We start from the raw sequence: 19,193 nt of genomic DNA on the forward strand, positions 1-19,193 counted from the left end.
CAAGTTGACCGGGCCGCAGATCCCTGCGGCCTTGATCAGATCCAGCGGCGGACTTTGGTGAGATAGTCCAGATAGTCTTCGCCGAACTTCTCGGCCAGCCGCGTTTCTTCCGGTTTGATCTGAAACTCGGTCATGTACCAGATGAAAAGCGGGCCGACCGCAATCAGGGTCAAAGTGCCCCAATAGATCCCGGCCGCAAGCAGAAACAGAAGCAAACCCAGATACATCGGGTTCCGGCTGATGCGATAAAATCCGCTTGTGACAAGGGTCGAGGCCCCTTCCGGGTGCATCGGGTGCACGGTGGTCTTGGCCTTCAGAAACGCCAGGACAGCTTGAGCGCCCAGGAGGCCGCCCATGAGAATTATGATCAGAGCAATCGGTGTATTCAATGGCGGTGCGACGGAGGCAAACGGCAAGACGATGTGTCCGGCGTAGAGAAGTCCGAGGCAGACAAGGAAAACGACCGGCGGCGGGACTTTCAGTTCCAAGGCATTCACCTCTTTAGCTCGATCGGTTCACCATGCGGCGTGGCCTGCGCAGCCTGATCCCACTCATCGCGCAATCCCTGCAGTTGGCCGGCCGCGGCGATCCCCTTGCGGCTCAGCAGCGTTTCAAAGGCGTTCAGCCAGTGATCGTAATAGCCAAGGCACGCGCCATCACCGTCACCGTCCTTCGCAAGCTCCGCCCCAAGTGTTTCGGCCCATTCATTCCAGGAAAACATACCGGTTTCATGCGCTTTCACTGTCATTGCAAAGACGCGGGCCTCCCAAGGGTCGGAAAAGACCGGTCCGCCGTCCTGATCTAGTGGCAGTTTCGGCGTCGCAAGCACGGGATCAGGCAAGGTCAAGATAGGGCTCCCACAGATCGATGCGCAGGGTGAGGCTCGGATCGCTGTCCGGCCCCCAGATGTCGGTGCCCTTAAACAGCACTCCGTAGAGCCAGGTTGGCTGTTCGCCGCGCCCATGGGCGTTGGTGTCCGGGAAAACGTGAACACCATGCACGGCCTCGATGACGCCAACTGTGTCGCGGGCATAGCGGGGGAGGCGGGTATGGCCTTCCGGGTGCATCCGTTTGGTGCGGATCCTGTCGCCCACATTGAAACGGGCCGGTTGATGCTCCGGTCTGTCCGCAGGCCCCCCCTTGGCAAGCGCTGCGGCCACTTTATCGGCTGTGAGCACCTGTTTGACAGGTTTTGCCGGGACTTCCATGTTGCCGGTCTTCAACTCGGCTTCAGTGATCAGTTCCTTGTCGAGACAGAGCTTTTCAAGGCCCCGGGTCCAGATTTCGTAATAGCTGGAAGTGAGGTAGATCGGCGGCGGCAGGGTTTCGCGGGCATGGCGTGAAGTGTCGATGTTCCAACTCCCTGTCCCGCCCATGGCGAGCGTGATCGCAAAGGCCCGCTCTTCCCATTTGGCATGAAAATTCGGCTCGTTGTGCTCCAGCTCGATCGGCCCAAAGCCCATTTGTCCGCCGAGATCCTGTGCACCGTTCATCGGGCTGCCTCCAATTGGGCGGGCTCAAGCGCAAGCCCGGTGCCAATCATACTGTCGCGGGTGACGAGTTCTGTCAGTTGCTCTTCGGACCAGCCACCGGTTCCGGACGGGCGTTCGGGGATCACGAGATAGCGGATTTCCGCGGTGGAATCCCAGATTCGGATCTCCTTGTCCTCCGGCAAGCTGACGCCGAATTCGAGAAGAACGCCACGCGGATCTCGCACGGCACGGGAGCGGTAGGGTGCGGATTTGTACCAGACCGGGGGCAGGCCAAGCACCGTCCACGGGTAACAGGAGCACAAAGTGCAGACGACCATGTTGTGAGTGTTTGCGGTATTTTCGACCACGACCATGTGTTCGCCCTGCCGCCCGGTAAAGCCGAACTCGGCAATCGCGGCGGTGGCATCTTCGCGCAAGCGCTCCAGATACGCCGGATCCGACCAGGCCCGCGCAACCACCTGCGCCCCGTTCTTGGGGCCGATCTTGGTCTCATAGGTCTCGATCAGCTCATCAAGGGCGGGCGGATCGACATATCCCTTTTCTGTCAGAAGCGTTTCCAGCGCCCGGACCCGGAGCTCAATCTCGGAAAGTTCGGAATGGTCGTGGTCATGGTCGTGATTGTGCGCCATGAGGGCTCCGTAAAAAATGTGATGCTTTGCCGTTGGAAATTCCGGCGTTGGATCTAGAGCTTAAGGCGGTAGACGGAGAGCGCCAAGAGGGCATCAATCAAAATTCGAGGATCTCGATTGGGGGCAACTTCGTCACGGCGTTTTGCGTTTCTCCTTTTCCCCGGCAAAGTGGCCGTCATACGGGAGACGGAACCATTGCAGACACTGGGGAGACCTCAATGAAACTCGGGCTCGGCGGCGGGTGCCACTGGTGCACCGAGGCCGTCTTTCAGACCCTTGCCGGGATTTCGAATGTCGAGCAGGGCTTTGTCCGCTCCGACCCGCCCAACCATGCCTGGTCGGAAGCTGTACTGGTCACCTTCGATCCGGTGGCGTTGCCGATGGAAGTGCTGGTCGAAGTTCATCTGCGTACCCATTCGGCAACATCGCACCACAAGATGCGCGGCAAATACCGCAGCGCGGTCTATACCTATGATGCGGGCACCGGTGTCCGCGTTTCCCAAATCCTGCACGACCTCCAGAAGCATTTTGAGGAACCGCTGGTCACCAAGGTGCTCACTTTGTCGGCCTTCAAGCCGTCGGATGAGCGCTTTCAGAACTACTACCAGAACGGCCCCGAGCGCCCGTTCTGCAAGACCTACATCGACCCGAAACTCAGCCTTCTGAGACGCGACTACGCCGCCCTCCTGCGCAAGGACAGCGAAGCTGCGGAGTAGGGGGAACGACACACACAATTGTCATCCCGGACGAAGTAACGCGAAGATCCGGGATCTACTCTCAACGCCATATGCCGCAGAGATTGTGCGCTCCTAGTCAGCTCTGCAAATGAGTGGATCCCGGAACTACGCTGCGCTTGTTCGGGACGACGGCACAGACAGAGCATGTTTTTTCCCCCAGCTCCATCGCAACAATCGTCTACGGATGAGGCTCCGGAAATCCGTGGCGCTCTGACAGCGCTTCCAGAATGGAATCTTTGTCGTCGATGAAACCGCCGTCGTCCAGGATCAACACGGGCAGGCTCTGGTGGTCTTCCCCGAGAAGCTCAACGAGCTCCGCGCGCGGCCGGGGCCAGGCGATGCGTTTGACGTTCAGGTTTGCACCAAGTTCGGGGAAGGACGCCAAGACCCCTTCCATCAAGGCGCAGTGCCAGCAGTAGAAGGTTGTGTCCGGATAGGACGGGTCTTCAAAGCCAGGGGTCAACAGGTACAGCGTGTCGGTCATGCGGCTGTGCCTTTTGATGGTTCAGCTAAAGGAGTGCAGCCAAACAGGTCTTTGACCTCTGGCCACTCAGCCCCCGGGTGATGCGCGGCAATGGTGAGGAACTCGTGCAGGAAATCCCAGCAGCCCGCGTCATGGACAAGGTGGTGGGTCAGGAGGCCGAGGGGTTCTTCCGGATTTGTCCGGCGGCGGCAAAGCTCCAGATCGAACTTGCGGAAGGCGCTGCCCCAGCCGATGAACCGGACTTGTTTTTTCCACTTGATGATGTCGACGTGGCACTGAACCTGACGGGCCTTCGGGAAATTGTGCCAGGTAAAGGTGGACAGGCCCGGCAGACCGAGACCGGGCAGGGCGCGTGAAACCTCCGGAGAAATCCGGTTCCAGGGCGGTACGATCGCAGGAATGAATTTTTTGCCAAAAAGCTGTTCCAGCTTGGCCTTGCCTTCGGTCAGTTGTGCACCGAGTTCCTCAAGATCACGACGGAATCCGAGTTCGGCAGCTCGTTCGCCCAAATCTTTGCGCTGGAAGTTCTTGTGCTGCCAGCCGTGTTGCAGAACCGGGGCGTGGCGCTCGTTCTCCAGCCGGTCCGCCAGGGCCGCAGTTGCCTGTTTCGGGATCACCGCGAGGGCGACATCGACATCATGGGTGTTGGCAAGGCGGAGCAACTGTTCCAGCTGCGGCGTCGATTCTATCGCATCATCATCGCGCCACCAGAACCGGACCTTGCGGCCACGTTCGGCAAACCAGTCGAGGTGAGTGGTCAAAGATGCCTTGAAGCGATCAAGATCGTTGGGGGGCGAGGGTTCTGTCACAGGGTTTCCAAGTAGACTCACGGCGCATCGGCGGTGAACAGAAAATAGCTGATGGTCGCAAAGATCGCATCCTGCGCCTTGAGGTCATCGAGTTCGGTTTGCCAGACTTCGTTTTCGCTGGTGGATATCTTGCCGGCCTCAAGAGCGTTGACGGCAAGGCTTGAGAAGTAGCTTGCCGCAAGCTCCTGCGGAAAGATCAGCGCACGCGAGGAAATCTTGATGTTGGCGAAGCCCAGCCTTTCAAGCGCCACCTTCAGTGAACCGGGCAAAAAGCTGTTTTCAACGGCGGTCTCGATCTCATGGTCCAGAACACGGCGGGTGAGCGCCCGGTCCGATATATTGATCGTGTTGGTGGAGAAATCCGGTTCGATCAGGGCGATCTTTCCGGAGGGTTTGAGAACCCGGCGCATCTCGGAAAGCGCGGCGCTGACATCGCCCAGATAGATCAGGATCCGCTCGGCGCGGACACAGTCAAAGCTTTCGTTGCCATAGGGCAGGGCGGTTGCATCACCGGTCTGATAGTCGATTGACTGACCGGCAACTTCGGCGCGCCGCTGCGCTTCCTTGATGAAGTCGGCGCTTTTGTCGAGGCCGGAAACAAAGCCTTTGGCGCCTGCCACATTTGCGAGACGTCGGGTTTCCAGGCCAAAACCGCAGCCGACATCGAGGATGGATTTTCCTGTAGCCACACCGCCGCGGGTATGGGCAAGCTCCTTGAGTTCCTGAAGCTCGGCGATTCCGTCGAAGGCCTCCAAGGCGGAGATGTAGGCGTTGACACTGTCGACGTCGTTCAAGGCTTTGAACTTGCTCAATTCCATGACCTGTTCTCCCTGGGTGCCGACAGTTTCGAAGGTGACCGGTTCACAAGGCGATCGTTATGCCGCCCGTGCCTTGAGCAAATCCATCAGAATGTCCGCACTTCGGTCGGCACCGCCCAGAAGCACCTTGTGCGAACTGCGCGGCAAGGCCAAAGCATCGTCAGCCGCCGCTGCTAGCCGTTCTGGCGTCAGCATGTCCTCGCTGGCGACGACAACGCGGCCATGGTTGGCCAACGCCTTCGCGCGCTGCTCCTGTTCGGTTTCGGTTGCCAGCGCAAACGGGACAATCACGGAGGGCACCCCGGCTTCCAGAACATCCAGAACGGTGTTGTAGCCGCCCTGACTGATCGACAGCCGTGCGCGGTTCAAAAGGCCCGGAAAATCGGGGCGGGCGCGCTCCACGATGACCCCTTCGCCCGCGCGGGCCTTGTAGGCCTGGAACTCGTCTTCCGGCACATTGTGACCGGCGAGCACCCGCCAGGTGCAGTCTTCGGCGCGCCGGGACAGGGGACGGGCATCAATGGCGGCGCTCAAGAGGCTTTCGGACATGGCCCCGCCGCCACAGGAGACAACAACCTCGTCCTCGCCGTCGCCTTCCGGCGGCTCGGGGCGATCGCCCTCGCGCACGACATAGCCGGTGTAGGCCAGAAGATCCTCGATCTTGTGGGCGAACGGGAAACTGTCGGCCAGCGTGATGAAATCCGGGTCGGCGTGGATCAGCACCTTGTCGAAATAGTCGCGCGCCTTGTCCGCCATCCATTCTTCTTTCCAGAGCTGCTGCTTGGGGACCAGAATGTCGCGGATGGAGCTTGCGATGATGGGCGGGTTGGCCCGCGCCTTGGCCGTGTCCATGAGGACCGAGAGCTCGAACTCGAACTGCCGGCGCCCAAAAGGATAAGTTTCGGTCAGCAGAAGATCGTAGGGCTTGGCGGCAAAGGCCTTCAGCGTTTCGGCTGTGCGCATGGCGCGCCAGTCGTCGTCCAGATCCTTGCCGTCCAACGTGATCAAACGCGAAAATTCCGCGTTTGCCGTCTTGGCGCCAGGAAGTTCCAAAACCTTCAGCCCTTCGACATCCAGTGTCGGCGGGATCTGATTGCCGGAGGCCAGCGTCACTTCGACGCCGCGCTCTACGAGTTTCTTGCCGATCGCCGTTGCCCGGACCACATGGCCCGTCCCCAGGAGATGTTGAACATAAATGAAAGCAGTCAGCGGCATGATGATCAAAGATTCCCGGATCGGTCGGACGAGCATTTGTAGTGGTCTAGTGCGCAATTCAGAAAGGCGTCAAGGCGCTGGGCCCCTGCATCCAGAGAATGCGTGGCAAACATACGGGCTCTTGCGGCTTCTCCAAACGCCCGGACCCGCTCCGGATCGGTCAGCAGCTCACGCAGTCTTTCAGCAAAGGCAGGCGCATCGCCTTCCGGTGCAAGCAGGCCAGTCGAGCCGTTTGCCACGATTTCCGGTACGCCAAGCGCATCGCCGGCAACAACGCCAAGGCCGGAGGCCTGGGCTTCCAAAAGCACGAAACCGAAGCTCTCGCGGATCGCAGGCCAGACAAATAGGTCGTGCTTGGGATATTCCGCTATGACTTGTTCCGGCGGCAAGGCTCCCAGCCAGGTAATTCTGTCCTTGGGAAGCTGGTCCAAAATCGCATCACGGTTTGGCCCATCGCCAATGATGGTCAGATGCCACGGCAGGTCGATCAGCTGCCTGAGGGCAGCTGCCAGAACTTCGTAGGACGCCGTCTTGTCACCCTCGCGCATCATGCCGACCGCCAGCAGTTTTATAGGAGGCTGCGGGAGGGGGCGCGTGGATTGGGGCTTCGCAAATACCGAAAGATCCAGAAAGGGAAGAACCGTGCGCAGCCGTTGCGCCGGATCTGTTCCGGTTTCCTCGAAAAACGGCAGCAGTCGATCCCGGTCCCAGTCATGAAGCGCGGCGATCCCGTTAGCGCGCACCAAGGCGTCATCGGCACCCTGAAACCCCTCGGCCCAGGGGCCTGTGCGCCGTTTGCGCGCCCGGCTCGCCTCAATCACGGCGTAGGGAATGCCAAACCGGTCCGCCAGTACGGGTCCGATCCAGTCCGGGGCCTTGTGATAAAGGTGATAGGTCAGAAAAATGTCCGGCCGGTAGCCTTCGGTTTCCCAGGCATCCCCAACGCGCTCTGCTTCTTGCAAGGCAGCCGATTTGACGGACAGAAGTTCAGCATCACCGCCGTCCTTGCGCCAGGCCCGGAAGCGGGTTGCTGTGCGGACGTTGTGCCCGCCAAACTCCAGCGCCTTCACGATCAGACGGCCCATGGTGCGATCGCCGGAGGGCGTTGGATCGTCCAACGGCTTCATCGGGGCTGTGAAGGCGATCTTCACGTGAAGACCTCAAATCTCATAATGCTCTACAATAACTTGCGGAACTTCTCCGCCAAATGATCGAGCCCTGGCTCGGTCGCAAAGTTGGTCCGAACATTGTTGGCCGAGGCTTTGCCAAGGCGGTCCCGCTCACCCGGATTTTTAATCAGGTCTTCCAGTGCCTTGGCAAGGGTCTTGGGATCGGCAGGCGGGACAAGACGCCCTGTCTTGCCATCGGTGATCAGCTCCGGAATGGCCGAAACGCTTGTCGACAGGCAGCAAATTCCCATGGACTGGGCTTCGACCAGCACGTTCGGAATGCCGTCCCGATCACCGGATTTGGTGAGTTTGGAGGGCAGAACAAAAAGGTCCGCCTTCTGACAGGAGCTGATGACTTCTTCACGCGGCTGAGCTCCGCGCCATGTGATTTTGTCGCCCAAGCCGAGACGGTCCGCGCGTTCCTTCAATTTCTCAGAAAGTGCGCCGCCACCGATATGCGTGAAGTGCCATTTGAGGTCTTCGGGCAGTTTCGAAAGGGCTGTCAGAAGATCATTGTAGCCCTTTTTTTCCACCGCCCGGCCAACGGAAATCAATTGAACCGGAGCGCCGCTGCCGTCGTTTGTGGACGGTTCCTCCGAGGGCATTGGAAAGCAGCAAAAATCCAGACCGTGATAGACCAGCTCAACCTTGTCCGGATTGCAGCAAAGGCTTTTCAGGTACTTCGCGTTGACGCCGGTACAGGTCACGCCCCACTCAGCATCATCAAGTTTCGTTCGCAGATCCCATTCCGGGCTGGTCCAGATGTCTTTAGCGTGCGCGGAAAAGGACCAGCGGCGGCCGGACAAATGCGCCGCATAGCGCGAAGCCGAGCAAGGCGTGTGCAGATAATGGGTGTGGATCCAGGTGATATCCTCGGGCAGTTCATGCGCGAACACGCAGCCCTGCGCCCATCGGCGTTGCCGGTTGGCGTTGCTTTCACGGGCGAAATCTGCATCAAACAGTGCCTTCGCCGCTTCATAGGTCGGTTGCGTTTCGGCCCACTTTTTGGCGCGGGCAACGCGCGCCGGATCGTCTTTCACGTATTCCGGCAAGTACATGACCTCTGCCGAGATCTGGCGGTGCAGATCGTGGATGTAAGGATCATAGGGCTGGCGAAGTGCGACGATCAGAAAGTCGATGCCCCGCCGTTCCAGGCCAAGAATTTCCTGGGCAATAAAGGTTTCGGAAAGGCGTGGATAGCCTTTCATCACAACAGCAATTCGGGACATTTGGTTGACTTCGGATCGACAGGATTAAACGGGGCGTGGGCAGCGGTTAGAAGTTTACCAGCTTGGGGGCAAGTGTTTCCTGCCGTTCAGCGAAGATGTCTCCGACGCGCTGGCCGATCGCGTCGAGACCGCCAAGCAGATTGTCGACACCAGCCGTGCTGGGTGGGGCCATTTGCGGCAACTCCGACAAGGCTTCGGCCATCAGGTCGACATCCGGATACCGCTCGATCGGTAAAACTTTCAACAATTTGCTCTGCTCGGCGCGCTCCGCCCGGATAGCCTGTTCGCGGCGTGGCACCACACGCGGAACCATCAAAGTCGGTTTGTCGAAGGACAGGATCTCGCAGAAGGTGTTGTAGCCGCCCATGCCCACAATGGCCGTCGCGTTCGCGAGATACGGCTCAATCTGCGGCGTAAACCGCAACACTTCCACATCGCGAAGATGTTCTGCGCGTTCTGTAAAATCGGCCGCTGCCGCAGCCGGCATGAACGGGCCAAGCACAATTAGTGCTGGGAACAGAGGGCGTTGCCGTGCCTCATAGGCACGCATGACCCAATCAACCATTTCAACACCATCGCCGCCGCCGCCGGGCGTCACAAGGATGTAAGGCTCTTCTTCAAACGGCGCCGGTGCAGGCTGGTCTTCCGCCGACTTCGGCAAGCTGCGCCGCAGGTAGCCGGTGTAACGGAGCTTGTTCGTGATGGTAGGCGACACGTCCATGCCGTCGAGGGGGTTGCAAATGCCCTCAGGTCCATAGACCCAGATCTCGTCATAGAGATTTTCCAGGGCCGGATAGACGTTCTTGCGATCCCATTCTTCAGTGAGCGTCTCAGCGTCGTCCATGACGTCACGCAAGCCGAGAACGAGGCGCGTATCCGTTTTCTTCAAGGCCTCCAGAGTGCCGAGGACTTCACCGCGCAGGCCAGTCGGTTCCTTGTCGACAATGAAGATGTCCGGATCAAAAACTTCGGCTGTGTGCTCAATGATCGATGAGCGGATCGCGAGCGTTTGGTCGATATTGATGTGCAAGGACAGAGGTGTGTATTCGCCGTTGCGCAGTTTGATGACACCGGGAATGCGGACGAAATCGACGCGGGAGCGGAACTCGAAGCTGCCGATGATCGGCGAGCCGGACAGGATCAGGACAGACAGGGTGCTGAAGTCACCAACGAGGGATTGGGCAATTGCGCGGCAGCGTCGGAGATGTCCCAGCCCAAACGAGTCGTGGCTGTAAATCAGGATCTTCGGTGTCGTGGAACTCATACTGCCCCTGGAATTGTAATGCGGCCCCGCAGGCTTTATGTCTCATAAGAGCCGCGGTTGTCACGTCCAGATATCAGATCATCGGATGACTATCGACAGGAAGCGGTTCAAAGATTTAATGATTAAGTGGCAGGGACCGATCAGGGTTGGCGCGTTAATATGTTGTTTTTTGGTGTATCAACACCAACGCGCCTGCCGTAATGTTGTGCCGGACCGAGTCGGATAAGCTGATGGAAAAAAGCCTTTTTAGCTTCATTTGGAAGTACAGCTCACGTCAGCAAATCTACATTCTCATGGTCACGGTGCTGACCTATCCCGTCATTTACATCCTTCTTGAACTGCCGAAACTGATCATCAACGACGCCGTTGAAGGGGACAATTTTCCGCGGACATTTTTCGGCTTCGACTTTGATCAGATCCCGTATCTGATCCTTTTGTGCTGCACATTTCTTTTCCTGGTCGTCGTTTCCAACGGTCTGAAATTCTACCTCAACGTCTACAAGGGACGGCTTGGCGAACGGATGTTGCGCCGTCTGCGCTTTGAACTGTTTCAGCGCGTCTTGCGGTTTCGGCTGCCGCATTTCCGTAAAGTGAGCTCCGGCGAGATTATTCCGATGATCACGTCAGAGGTGGAAGATGTAGGCGGTTTCGTCGGTGAAGCGTTTTCACTGCCCGCCTATCAGGGCGGTATGCTGGTGGTCCAGCTCGGTTTTATTTTCATGCAGGACCCGTTGCTTGGCCTTGCTGCCGTCGCGTCCTATCCGGTACAGGGCTATATCATTCCGATCTTGCAGCGGAAGGTTGCCCAGCTTTCCCGCAAGCGTGTGAAGAACATCCGGGTCATTGCCGACAAGGTGGGTGAGGGGATAACGGGCGTTGCGGAGATCCACGCCAACGACGCATCCGCCTGGCACTCTGCAGACCTCTCCGATCGCCTCTACGAGAACTTCAAGATCCGGTACGAAATTTATAACCGGAAGTATTTCATTAAGTTTCTCAATAACTTCATGAACCAATTGACGCCGTTCTTCTTCTACATGATCGGCGGGTATCTTGTGATCCAAGGCGACCTCAGCATGGGCGCTTTGCTCGCGGTGATCGCGGCCTACAAGGATCTCGCTGGCCCTTGGAAAGAGCTGCTCGCCTATTACCAGATGACGGTTGACGTTGGCATCAAGTACCAGACTGTTGTTGAGAACTTCGACCCGGTCGACATTCACGATACCGATCGGTTGACCAATGATGAAACCGTGGATCTGAAAGGCGATGTGAAGTTCGAAAACGTCACGTTCTCCGGCGGCGCAGCTGGCCAGGAGGTGACGGATATAACCTTGAAGGTACCGGAGGGAACGGCTTGTGCGGTGATGGGGCCGGATGGCTCCGGGCGGGCTGAAGTGTTGCAGCTCGCCGCCGGATTGGTTTCGCCTCTGACAGGTAAGGTCTATATCGGAGACCACGACCTGGACAAGCTGACGGATTCCACACTTGGCCGAGAGATCGCCTATGTCGGCGGCGCGGTGCACGTATGGACCGGGACGATCCGCGAGAACCTTTATTACGGCCTCCGTCACCGGCCTTTGACGAAAGTCGAGCGCACGGGTGAGGAACTGAAGGTCTACAAACGCAGTCTGAGTGAGGCGGCCGAAACCAAAAATCCGTCCTACGACCTCGCCGCGGACTGGCACGATCTCAAAAAGGCCGGTGTCACCGATATTGACGCGCTTGATTTGAAGGCACTTGAGCTGCTGGGCGCGGTCCAGCTGGATGCGGATATCTACCGTCTCGGCCTTCAATCGCGTTTTGATCCGTCCATGAACGATACGTTCGCCGAACGCATCTTGAATGTCCGCAAGGAACTGGTCGCCCGGATTGCGGCCGACCCGACCCTCGCGGGCCTTGTCGAGCTATGGGATCCGTCCACCTTCAACGCCAGCGCCAGCCTCGCTGACAACCTGTTCTTCGCGGTGCCGTCCGATGCCGAAATCACGATGGATCAGGTGCCGGATCTACCGGTCGTGAAAAGCTTCCTGTCGAGCAATGGATTCGACAAAAAGCTACAGGATATCGGGGTCCAGATTGCAGAAACCATGCTGGAGCTCTTCTCTAACGTTTCGGGCAGCAGTGGCCTGCTTGGGTCGTATTCCTTCATCACGCAGGAAGAATTGCCCGAGTTCGAGCGCATGGTGCGCATTGCCCGTTCTGGACAAACCCGGCCCGGCCTCTCGGAAAACGACAAGTCACGCCTCACGGGCCTCGCGTTCAAACTGGTACCAGCCCGTCATCGCTTGGGCGTGATGACCGACGAACTCAAGGCCGAAATTATTGCAGCCCGCGCAAAGTTCCTGGAGACTGTCGTCAAGGACAGCGATGAGTTCCTTGCCTTCGATCCGGAAGTCTATCTGCCGCCGCTGACGATTGAAGACAATCTTCTCTTCGGCCGTCCGCGTGTCGATCGGCGGGACGCGCGCCGGCGCATCGACGCCGTTATCCGCTCAATCGTGGAAGAGACTGGTCTCCGCCAACCGATCATCTTTGCAGGCTTTGGGTTCCATGTCGGCGTTTCAGGGTCGCGGTTGTCCGCAGGCCAGCGCCGGCGGATTGCGCTTGTCCGCGGCCTTCTGAAAAACGCGCCGACAACCATCCTCGATGATGTCGCGACCGGTATGACGGAGGAAGACAAGGCCTTGCGCGAAAACCTCAGGAGCATATTGTCCGGAAGGACGCTTCTGTTCGGGACTTCCAACGCAGATATCGCCGCTGAATTCGAGCATCGCTACACCCTGGATCAGGGGCGGCTGTCGGAGAGTGAAACAAAATAATAAGCCGAACAGGCAGTCATTCGGCTGAACAGGCCGGTACCAAGGGGAATAACACGAAAAGAGCCGCTCAACCGGCTCATGGAGACAAATGTGACGCTGGAAACCGAAGTCGAAGCACTGCGAAAGGTGCCTTTGTTTCACGGCATTGATGATACGAAACTGCGTTTGCTGGCATTCATCAGCGACCGAACCGAGTTTCAAACCGGTGAGCGCCTCTGCACACAAGGTGAGGAGGGCGACAGCGCCTTTATCATCTTGTCCGGAGACGCGGACGTTCTCGTCAACACACCTGCGGGGGAGAAAAAAGTGGCCCAGGTGTCGGAGAACTCGATCGTCGGCGAGATCGCCATTCTCTGCGATGTTCCGAGGACGGCAACCCTGGTTGCCGCCAACAGCATGGACGTCCTGATGGTATCCAAAGACGATTTCTTAAAGCTTTTGAATGAGTTTCCGGATATTTCTCTTGAGGTGATGCGGACCCTGGCGATGCGTCTGGAACGGACGACCCGGGATCTGGCTGAAGCCCGCCAAGGTAACAGCGGCGGGTAGGGAGTAGCAGGTTGGCAGAGAATTTTTCGCTTCGTTGTTGGGGAGTCCGCGGGTCCACACCGACACCCGGCCAGAAAACTCTGCGCTATGGCGGTGAAACTTCCTGCTTTGAATTGCGGGCAGGAGATGCGCTGGTTCTGATTGATTGCGGCTCCGGCGCTAGAAACCTCGGGATGGATCTCTGTTCTGCCGGCTCCAGATCCTTCGATCTCCTGTTTACACACACGCATTTGGATCACATCTGCGGTTTGCCATTCTTCAAGCCCGCTTATGATCCGAATTTTTCCGTCACCGCCTGGGCCGGTCACTTCCAGGACGACACATGCCTTATGGATATCGTCAGCCGCATCATGTCGCCGCCGATTTTCCCCGTGGCTGCCAAGACCTTGAAAGCCGTGGAGTTCAAGACGTTCCGGGCAGGAGATGTGTTGCCGCGCCGTGATGAACTTGTGATCCGGACAATCCGCTTGAATCATCCTGGTGGAGCCTGCGGCTATCGGTTTGATTTCAAAGGCAAGTCCATTTGCATCATCACGGATCATGAACACGGAGATCCGGACGTTGACGCGGCGCTGCCTGCCTTCGTCGAAGGCGCGGATGTCATGATCTATGATGCGATGTACACCGATGCGGAGTATGAGAAGTTCAAGGGATGGGGCCATTCGACCTGGCAGAAGGCCGTGGAACTGGCAAAAATTGCGAAGGTTAAAACGCCGGTCCTCTTCCATCATGATCCAACCCGCTCCGACGAAGATCTAGATGAAATCGGCCTTGCGGCAAAAGCGGCCCATCCCGGCACTCTTGTTGCCAGTGAGGGCATGATCCTGGCGCCCTAAAATCAGGTGCTCTGATTGTTCGTGTCCGAATAAAAAATGGCGGCCAAAAAGGCCGCCAACTTCTCAATATGATTTGCAAGTAAGTGATCCGTACTTTTCAGATTTCGTGCCTGTGGGAGCACGAGTGAAATCCGGGACCACGAAACCTCGGGAAATGCCCCTTCAACAGCTACATGATCAACGAGATCATCTTCAATTTATACAACTGTAGATGTGACGGCATGACCCAAATGGGCTATGCAATAGAAAAAGTGTCATTGATAATATCGCAGCAGTCACTTGGGGAATGAGGGGTTGAGCGGCAGGTGTCTGTCACGGTAGAGCAATTCGCGGAGTTGTCTAATCTGGTCATCGCCGCCGCGATGGAGCCAGGGCGCTGGCAAGACGTTGCAGATGCCTTGGGCCGGGCAGTGGGGCCGCAAGTCTGCACCCAGATCATCGGCTATGACACCCACACAAATTCGGCTCCTCTGGCCGTGGCTTCCGGCTATGATCCGGATATCTTGAAGCTCTACCAAGAGCACTATCACCTTCAAAACCCTTACGCCGTCCGTTTTGAGGACATGCGCGTTGGTGACGTGGTTCCAGCCGCCATGCTTTGCAATCCGAACGACATGATTCGGACCGCGTTCTATTCAGACCTCCTGCGTCCGATGGAAGATATTTACTGCGGTGGCGGTACTCTTCTCTTCCGCGAAAAGGGACGGGTGTTTGTGTTCGGCGGCAATATGCGCGCAAAGGATCAGGATCGTTATGAGGACACCTGGTTGTCCTTGTGCGCCAATATTGCCCCGGTCATGCGGCAGTCCTTGGAGGTCAACCGCATGATCGCCGGACTGTCCTTTGAAAACTGGGCCTTGAGCCAGCACAATCTTGGATCACAGACCGCACTCGTCCTCATTGATCCGAATTGCCGGATCCATTATGCGAGCGCCGAAGCTGAACGCATGCTCCAGGCGGGCGACGTTATGAAAACCGGTTTGTCTGGCAAATTGCAGTTTGCATGTGAAGAGGTGCATCACGCCGTTACCCATCAAACGGGATCGCAAACAGCCCGCTGTGGTTCGGTTGTGCGAAGTTTGGCATTTGAAACGGATCGGGGGCAACGCTGGACTTGCCGGAGCGTCGGTGTGGACCTCAGCAAACTTGATTGGTCGCCCTTTGGCAAAGTTTTCAATCAGCAAGGCCCGGCTCTTCTGATCGCTCTTAAACCGGAGACCTGCCGCCAGGACGTCAACAAGATGATCCAGAGCGCGCTCGGATTGAGTGAGATGGAAGCCGACACGGCGCTTCATCTGGCCGAAGGGATGACAGCTGCGGAAATTGCGGAAAGCCGCGAAGTGAGCATCCACACCGTCCGAAATCAAATCAAGGCGGCGTTATCCAAATGCGGGTGCCGCCGCCAGGCCGACCTCGTTATTGCGGTTGACCGGCTCCGGACAACGGGCGCTCACACTGCACACCTGTCGCCGATCACATAAGCTCACATTCCAGCGGTCACTGCTTGCCATCCTGACTGTCAGCGGCAACATTCAGGCCAGATACAATCGGACCGCTCATGGCAAGACTTAGAGAAACGATCAGATACATCCTGCGCGGCGGGCCGCCCATCGATGGCCTGCCTGATCGGGTGCAAGCAGAAATCCGTGCCCGCGAGGCCGCATCTGAGCGGTTGATCGGCTGGGTTCAGCTGGCTTTGGTGCTGTTTTTTGCATCGCTTTATATGCTTGCACCGAGAGCTGAAGGGTCTGCCGGTTTTAACTTTGTCCCGATTGCGCTCGGCGCCTACTTCCTGTTCACCGTCACCCGCCTGGCGCTTTCCTACCGGTTCGAGCTGCCCGAGTGGTTTTTGCTGATCTCGATTTGCGTCGACATGGCGCTTCTGGTTGGACTGATATTCTCATTCCATATCCAATACGACCAGCATCCGACCTTTTATCTGAAAACCCCAACCTTGATGTATGTGTTCCTGTTCATCGGCTTGCGGGCACTGCGGTTCGACCCGAGATTTGTTTTGACGACTGGCCTGGTGGCCGTCGTCGGTTGGATCGGGCTCGTGGCCTATGCGATTTTCTCTGACATGGGCGGGATGCGGGTCACCCGAAACTATGTTGAATACCTTACCGGGAACAGCATTTTGCTTGGGGCCGAGCTCGACAAGACCATGGTCATTCTGGCGGTGACAGTGCTGCTCTCCGCGGCGCTTTATCGTGGAAGGTCGATGCTGTTTGAGGCGACACGGGATCACAGCGCAGCCATGGATCTCAAACGGTTCTTTTCTCCGGAAGTGGCGTCCTCCATCACGGAAGCCCATCAGGCACTGGAAGCGGGCGAAGGAAGCTTGCGTGAGGCGGCGATCCTCTATGCCGATATCCGCTCTTTTACGTCCACGTCTGCAGTTCTGCCGCCCGAAACAGTGCTGGCGGTTTTGGCCGAATATCAAAACCTTGCAGTTGAGGTAATCACCCGGGAAGGCGGACAGGTCGACAAGTTCTTGGGTGATGGCATTCTGGCGACCTTTGGCGCAGTCTCACCGTCGGAAACCTATGCGGCCGACGCCTTGCGCGCAGCGCAGGCGCTTGTGGCGGCGGTCACTGAGGCCCAAGACCGGTTCAAGTCGGCGGGCTGGCCGTCCGATCTTCGGGTTGGCACGGCCGTGGCCGCAGGTCCGGTCACAGTTGGTGTCATCGGGTCGAAGAACAGGTTGGAATTCACCGTGATCGGCGATGCCGTCAACCGTGCCGCCAAGCTGGAAGATGCCAACAAGGCGCAACAGAGCAGCGCCCTGACCGACTGTGTGTCGCTGGATCTTGCTCGGGCGCAAGGCTATGCCGGGGATGCCGTCGACATTCGTCCATCCAGTAACATCGGCGGCGTATCCGGCCCGGTCGATCTTGCCGTGCTGGCAAGATAACCCGAAGTTCTGCTATCGGCTTGGCGCGGCTTCCCCAGTCTTCGAGCGCAAATCCGCTTGACGGACCGTTGAAACTCAGACACTTTGCCTTCCAAATTGACGTTTTCGTCAATCAAAGTAATTAAATCTGTTGAAAATCAATAGATTAAAGAATTGGAGGGCTTTGATGAAGCTGGATCAGTCTATGGCAGCGGTCGTCACCGGCGGCGCATCCGGTCTTGGCGCGGCCACTGCGCGCATGTTGGCAGCAGAGGGCGTGAAGGTCACCTTGTTCGACCGTAACGGGGAACAGGGCACGCAGGTCGCGAAGGAAATCGGTGGCGTTTTCGCTGATGTCGATGTGACCGATCAGGCGAGCGTTGAAGCAGGCTTCGACGCTGCCCGCGCCGCGCATGGGCAGGAGCGCATTCTGGTCAATTGCGCCGGGATCGCGCCGGTTGGCAAGACAACATCGCGCGGCGAACCGCACCCGATGGACATGTTTGAAAAAGTCATCTCGGTCAACCTGATCGGCTCTTTCCGGTGTATCGCACTGGCGTCGACCGGTATGTCCTCGCTTGACCCGGTGACTGCTGATGGTGGACGCGGTGTTATTGTCTCCACGGCCTCTGTGGCAGCTTTTGACGGCCAGATTGGCCAGGTGGCTTATGCGGCGTCCAAGGCCGGTGTTGCCGGAATGACGTTGCCGGTCGCCCGGGATCTGTCCAAGCTGGGTATCCGGGTCATGACCATCGCGCCGGGCATCTTTGAAACGCCGATGCTGCTCGGGTTGTCTCAGGAGGTTCAGGACTCACTTGGTCAGCAAGTGCCGTTTCCATCACGTCTGGGCCGGGCGACGGAATATGCGCAGCTGGTCAAATCAATCTGCGAAAACGACATGCTCAACGGCGAGACCATCCGTCTGGATGGTGCCATCCGCATGGCGCCGCGGTAAGCGGTCTGCGAAACAAGATAAGCGAGAGGTCACAGCTCTGAACGAGGGAGCTGTGACAATCTCAAGAGGTGCAGGGCCGTTGCCGCTGGCCAAGTGCCAACGCAGCCCCGGTGCGTTAGATCCGGCGCACCTTTTTGAAGAGTGCGCCGAAAAGGCTTGCGAAGGCCGCGGGAACGTGATCGCCAAATCTGGCCTGAAAGGTCTGAGAGTTCACCAGGTGGGGAACGAGATCATGGCGAATCTGTCCGTCTTCGAGAAACCCATCGGCCCGCAAGGCCGAGTAGGTTTCCGGTGAAAAAGCCCGCGGCACCGATGGTCCGAGCATGTGCCGGTCAAGTTCACTCCGCATAGCTGACCACCTCGAACTCAATGCCATCATCATCATCGAAGTAAAATCGGCGGCCAGGCTCATAATCGGCGTGGTTCTTGGTTTCGTAGCCCCCCGCCTTGATCAGGGCTTCGGTGGTATCCAGATCGTCGACTACGACTGCGATGTGATTGAGCCCGCCTCGGATGCCGTAGCTTTCACCCGGCATGGCAGCTGTTTCCTTCGGCGGGTTGTAAGCTGCGATGTAACTGGTCTCATTGCCGATGTGGTATGTGATGCCACCTCCGAGGCTATCGCCCTTCCAGCGAACCTCCCAACCGAACCAGTCCTTGAGCCGCCTTGCGGTGGCTTCCGGGTCACTCACGGTGACATTCACGTGTTCCAGAAATGCGCCTGACATGGTGTGTCCTTTCACGTTGACTTGTGATGGACACCAGAGATAATTCCTCAAGTTAAGTTGAGGTCAAGAGGAAAAAGTCAAATTTTTGGAGGGGCTTGTGAAAGGCACAGATACGCTGTCCATCGGGGAGCTGGCGGAGCGGACCGGATTGGCAGTGTCCGCGATCCGGTTTTATGAAACCAAGGGCCTGGTTGAGCCGGTCCGGACCGAGAGCGGGCAACGCCGGTTTATGCGGGCCGATATCCGGCGGTTGTCGTTTGTACTGGTGGCGCAGGAATTCGGGTTTTCGATTTCAGAGATCGCGGCGCAAATGGAGAAGCTGCCGGATAACCGGGCACCGACCAAGGCCGATTGGACCCGGATCAGCCGGGACTTTCGAAAGCACCTTGATGCCAGGATCGAGGGGCTTACCGCGTTGCGGGACAAGCTGGACGGCTGCATCGGCTGTGGTTGCCTGTCGATGAAAAAATGCCAGCTTTACAATGCAGGCGACGCTGCCAGCCGCCATGGCCGCGGCCCGCGCTATCTCATGGGAGACCGGCCGGACTTGCCGGAGGAGCTCTGAG

The 19,193-nt window shown here is 57.9% G+C and carries 21 protein-coding genes; 8 read left to right on the top strand and 13 right to left on the bottom strand.

The genetic code is table 11. The features are described 5' to 3' along the window. Positions 1–35: 35 nt before the first annotated feature. Genes RBB44_RS06475 through nthA form a run of 4 tightly spaced genes read right to left on the bottom strand, consistent with a single transcriptional unit; the run spans position 36 to position 2,122 of the window. Complete coding sequence (locus RBB44_RS06475) at positions 36–497, bottom strand: isoprenylcysteine carboxylmethyltransferase family protein (RefSeq protein ID WP_306146577.1); 462 nt, start codon at positions 495–497, stop codon at positions 36–38. Then, positions 494–847 carry a nitrile hydratase accessory protein gene (locus tag RBB44_RS06480; RefSeq protein ID WP_306146578.1) on the bottom strand — a complete coding sequence of 118 codons (354 nt, stop codon included), beginning with the start codon at positions 845–847 and terminating at the stop codon, positions 494–496. Before RBB44_RS06480 ends, RBB44_RS06475 begins: the two co-directional genes overlap by 4 nt. After that, on the bottom strand, positions 834–1,493 hold the full coding sequence (nthB, locus tag RBB44_RS06485; RefSeq protein WP_306146579.1) for a nitrile hydratase subunit beta: 660 nt from the start codon (positions 1,491–1,493) through the stop codon (positions 834–836). The genes RBB44_RS06480 and nthB overlap by 14 nt, the downstream gene beginning before the upstream one ends. Next, complete coding sequence (gene nthA, locus RBB44_RS06490; protein WP_306146580.1) at positions 1,490–2,122, bottom strand: nitrile hydratase subunit alpha; 633 nt, start codon at positions 2,120–2,122, stop codon at positions 1,490–1,492. The genes nthB and nthA overlap by 4 nt, the downstream gene beginning before the upstream one ends. 218 nt (positions 2,123–2,340) lie before the next feature. Between nthA and RBB44_RS06495 the strand changes: the two genes are divergently transcribed. After that, positions 2,341–2,838 carry a peptide-methionine (S)-S-oxide reductase gene (locus tag RBB44_RS06495; RefSeq protein ID WP_306146582.1) on the top strand — a complete coding sequence of 166 codons (498 nt, stop codon included), beginning with the start codon at positions 2,341–2,343 and terminating at the stop codon, positions 2,836–2,838. 199 nt (positions 2,839–3,037) lie between these two features. Here RBB44_RS06495 and RBB44_RS06500 read toward each other — a convergent pair whose 3' ends face one another. From RBB44_RS06500 to RBB44_RS06530, 7 genes are read right to left on the bottom strand one after another with little or no spacing between them, the layout of a single operon-like run. Continuing rightward, a complete protein-coding gene (locus RBB44_RS06500; protein WP_306146583.1) occupies positions 3,038–3,343 on the bottom strand; it encodes a DUF3088 domain-containing protein in 306 nt (101 codons plus the stop codon). Beyond that, positions 3,340–4,152: a polysaccharide deacetylase family protein gene (locus tag RBB44_RS06505; protein WP_306146584.1), complete on the bottom strand. Its 813-nt coding sequence runs from the start codon at positions 4,150–4,152 to the stop codon at positions 3,340–3,342. Before RBB44_RS06505 ends, RBB44_RS06500 begins: the two co-directional genes overlap by 4 nt. 17 nt (positions 4,153–4,169) lie before the next feature. Next, positions 4,170–4,970, bottom strand: coding sequence for a methyltransferase domain-containing protein (locus tag RBB44_RS06510; protein WP_306146585.1), 801 nt, complete (start codon positions 4,968–4,970; stop codon positions 4,170–4,172). A 57-nt stretch (positions 4,971–5,027) separates the two neighbouring features. After that, a complete protein-coding gene (locus RBB44_RS06515; protein WP_306146586.1) occupies positions 5,028–6,185 on the bottom strand; it encodes a glycosyltransferase family protein in 1,158 nt (385 codons plus the stop codon). Positions 6,186–6,190: 5 nt separating this feature from the next. Next, on the bottom strand, positions 6,191–7,336 hold the full coding sequence (locus RBB44_RS06520; protein ID WP_306146588.1) for a glycosyltransferase family 4 protein: 1,146 nt from the start codon (positions 7,334–7,336) through the stop codon (positions 6,191–6,193). Positions 7,337–7,362: 26 nt separating this feature from the next. Next, on the bottom strand, positions 7,363–8,583 hold the full coding sequence (locus RBB44_RS06525; RefSeq protein WP_306146590.1) for a glycosyltransferase family 4 protein: 1,221 nt from the start codon (positions 8,581–8,583) through the stop codon (positions 7,363–7,365). 46 nt (positions 8,584–8,629) lie between these two features. Then, positions 8,630–9,847 carry a glycosyltransferase family protein gene (locus RBB44_RS06530; protein WP_306146592.1) on the bottom strand — a complete coding sequence of 406 codons (1,218 nt, stop codon included), beginning with the start codon at positions 9,845–9,847 and terminating at the stop codon, positions 8,630–8,632. 230 nt (positions 9,848–10,077) lie between these two features. On the opposite strand from RBB44_RS06530, the gene RBB44_RS06535 reads away from it, so the two are divergent. The 6 genes from RBB44_RS06535 (at position 10,078) to RBB44_RS06560 (ending at position 17,899) form a co-directional block, all read left to right on the top strand. Further along, complete coding sequence (locus RBB44_RS06535) at positions 10,078–12,666, top strand: ABC transporter transmembrane domain-containing protein (RefSeq protein WP_306146594.1); 2,589 nt, start codon at positions 10,078–10,080, stop codon at positions 12,664–12,666. A gap of 90 nt (positions 12,667–12,756) precedes the next feature. Further along, positions 12,757–13,215 carry a cyclic nucleotide-binding domain-containing protein gene (locus tag RBB44_RS06540; RefSeq protein ID WP_166672764.1) on the top strand — a complete coding sequence of 153 codons (459 nt, stop codon included), beginning with the start codon at positions 12,757–12,759 and terminating at the stop codon, positions 13,213–13,215. 11 nt (positions 13,216–13,226) lie between these two features. Further along, on the top strand, positions 13,227–14,051 hold the full coding sequence (locus RBB44_RS06545) for an MBL fold metallo-hydrolase (RefSeq protein ID WP_133950873.1): 825 nt from the start codon (positions 13,227–13,229) through the stop codon (positions 14,049–14,051). A gap of 305 nt (positions 14,052–14,356) precedes the next feature. Beyond that, the gene (locus RBB44_RS06550) at positions 14,357–15,532 is read left to right on the top strand and encodes a helix-turn-helix transcriptional regulator (RefSeq protein ID WP_306146595.1); all 1,176 of its coding nucleotides are present in this window, start codon (positions 14,357–14,359) and stop codon (positions 15,530–15,532) included. A 77-nt stretch (positions 15,533–15,609) separates the two neighbouring features. Continuing rightward, positions 15,610–16,965, top strand: a complete 1,356-nt coding sequence (locus RBB44_RS06555) for an adenylate/guanylate cyclase domain-containing protein (RefSeq protein ID WP_306146596.1) — start codon at positions 15,610–15,612, stop codon at positions 16,963–16,965. Between the two features lie 166 nt (positions 16,966–17,131). Beyond that, entirely contained in the window at positions 17,132–17,899 is a 768-nt protein-coding gene (locus RBB44_RS06560; RefSeq protein ID WP_306146597.1) for an SDR family NAD(P)-dependent oxidoreductase, read from the top strand. 115 nt (positions 17,900–18,014) lie between these two features. On the opposite strand, the gene RBB44_RS06565 is transcribed toward RBB44_RS06560, so the two are convergent. Both RBB44_RS06565 and RBB44_RS06570 read right to left on the bottom strand, forming a co-directional pair. Continuing rightward, on the bottom strand, positions 18,015–18,248 hold the full coding sequence (locus RBB44_RS06565) for a hypothetical protein (protein WP_306146598.1): 234 nt from the start codon (positions 18,246–18,248) through the stop codon (positions 18,015–18,017). Continuing rightward, positions 18,238–18,627, bottom strand: coding sequence for a VOC family protein (locus RBB44_RS06570; RefSeq protein WP_306146599.1), 390 nt, complete (start codon positions 18,625–18,627; stop codon positions 18,238–18,240). Before RBB44_RS06570 ends, RBB44_RS06565 begins: the two co-directional genes overlap by 11 nt. Before the next feature lie 97 nt (positions 18,628–18,724). On the opposite strand from RBB44_RS06570, the gene soxR reads away from it, so the two are divergent. Then, entirely contained in the window at positions 18,725–19,192 is a 468-nt protein-coding gene (gene soxR, locus RBB44_RS06575; RefSeq protein ID WP_306146600.1) for a redox-sensitive transcriptional activator SoxR, read from the top strand. The last annotated feature ends 1 nt before the right edge of the window (position 19,193 follow it).

Source organism: Roseibium sp. MMSF_3247 (assembly GCF_030733765.1).
Lineage (GTDB): Bacteria > Pseudomonadota > Alphaproteobacteria > Rhizobiales > Stappiaceae > Roseibium.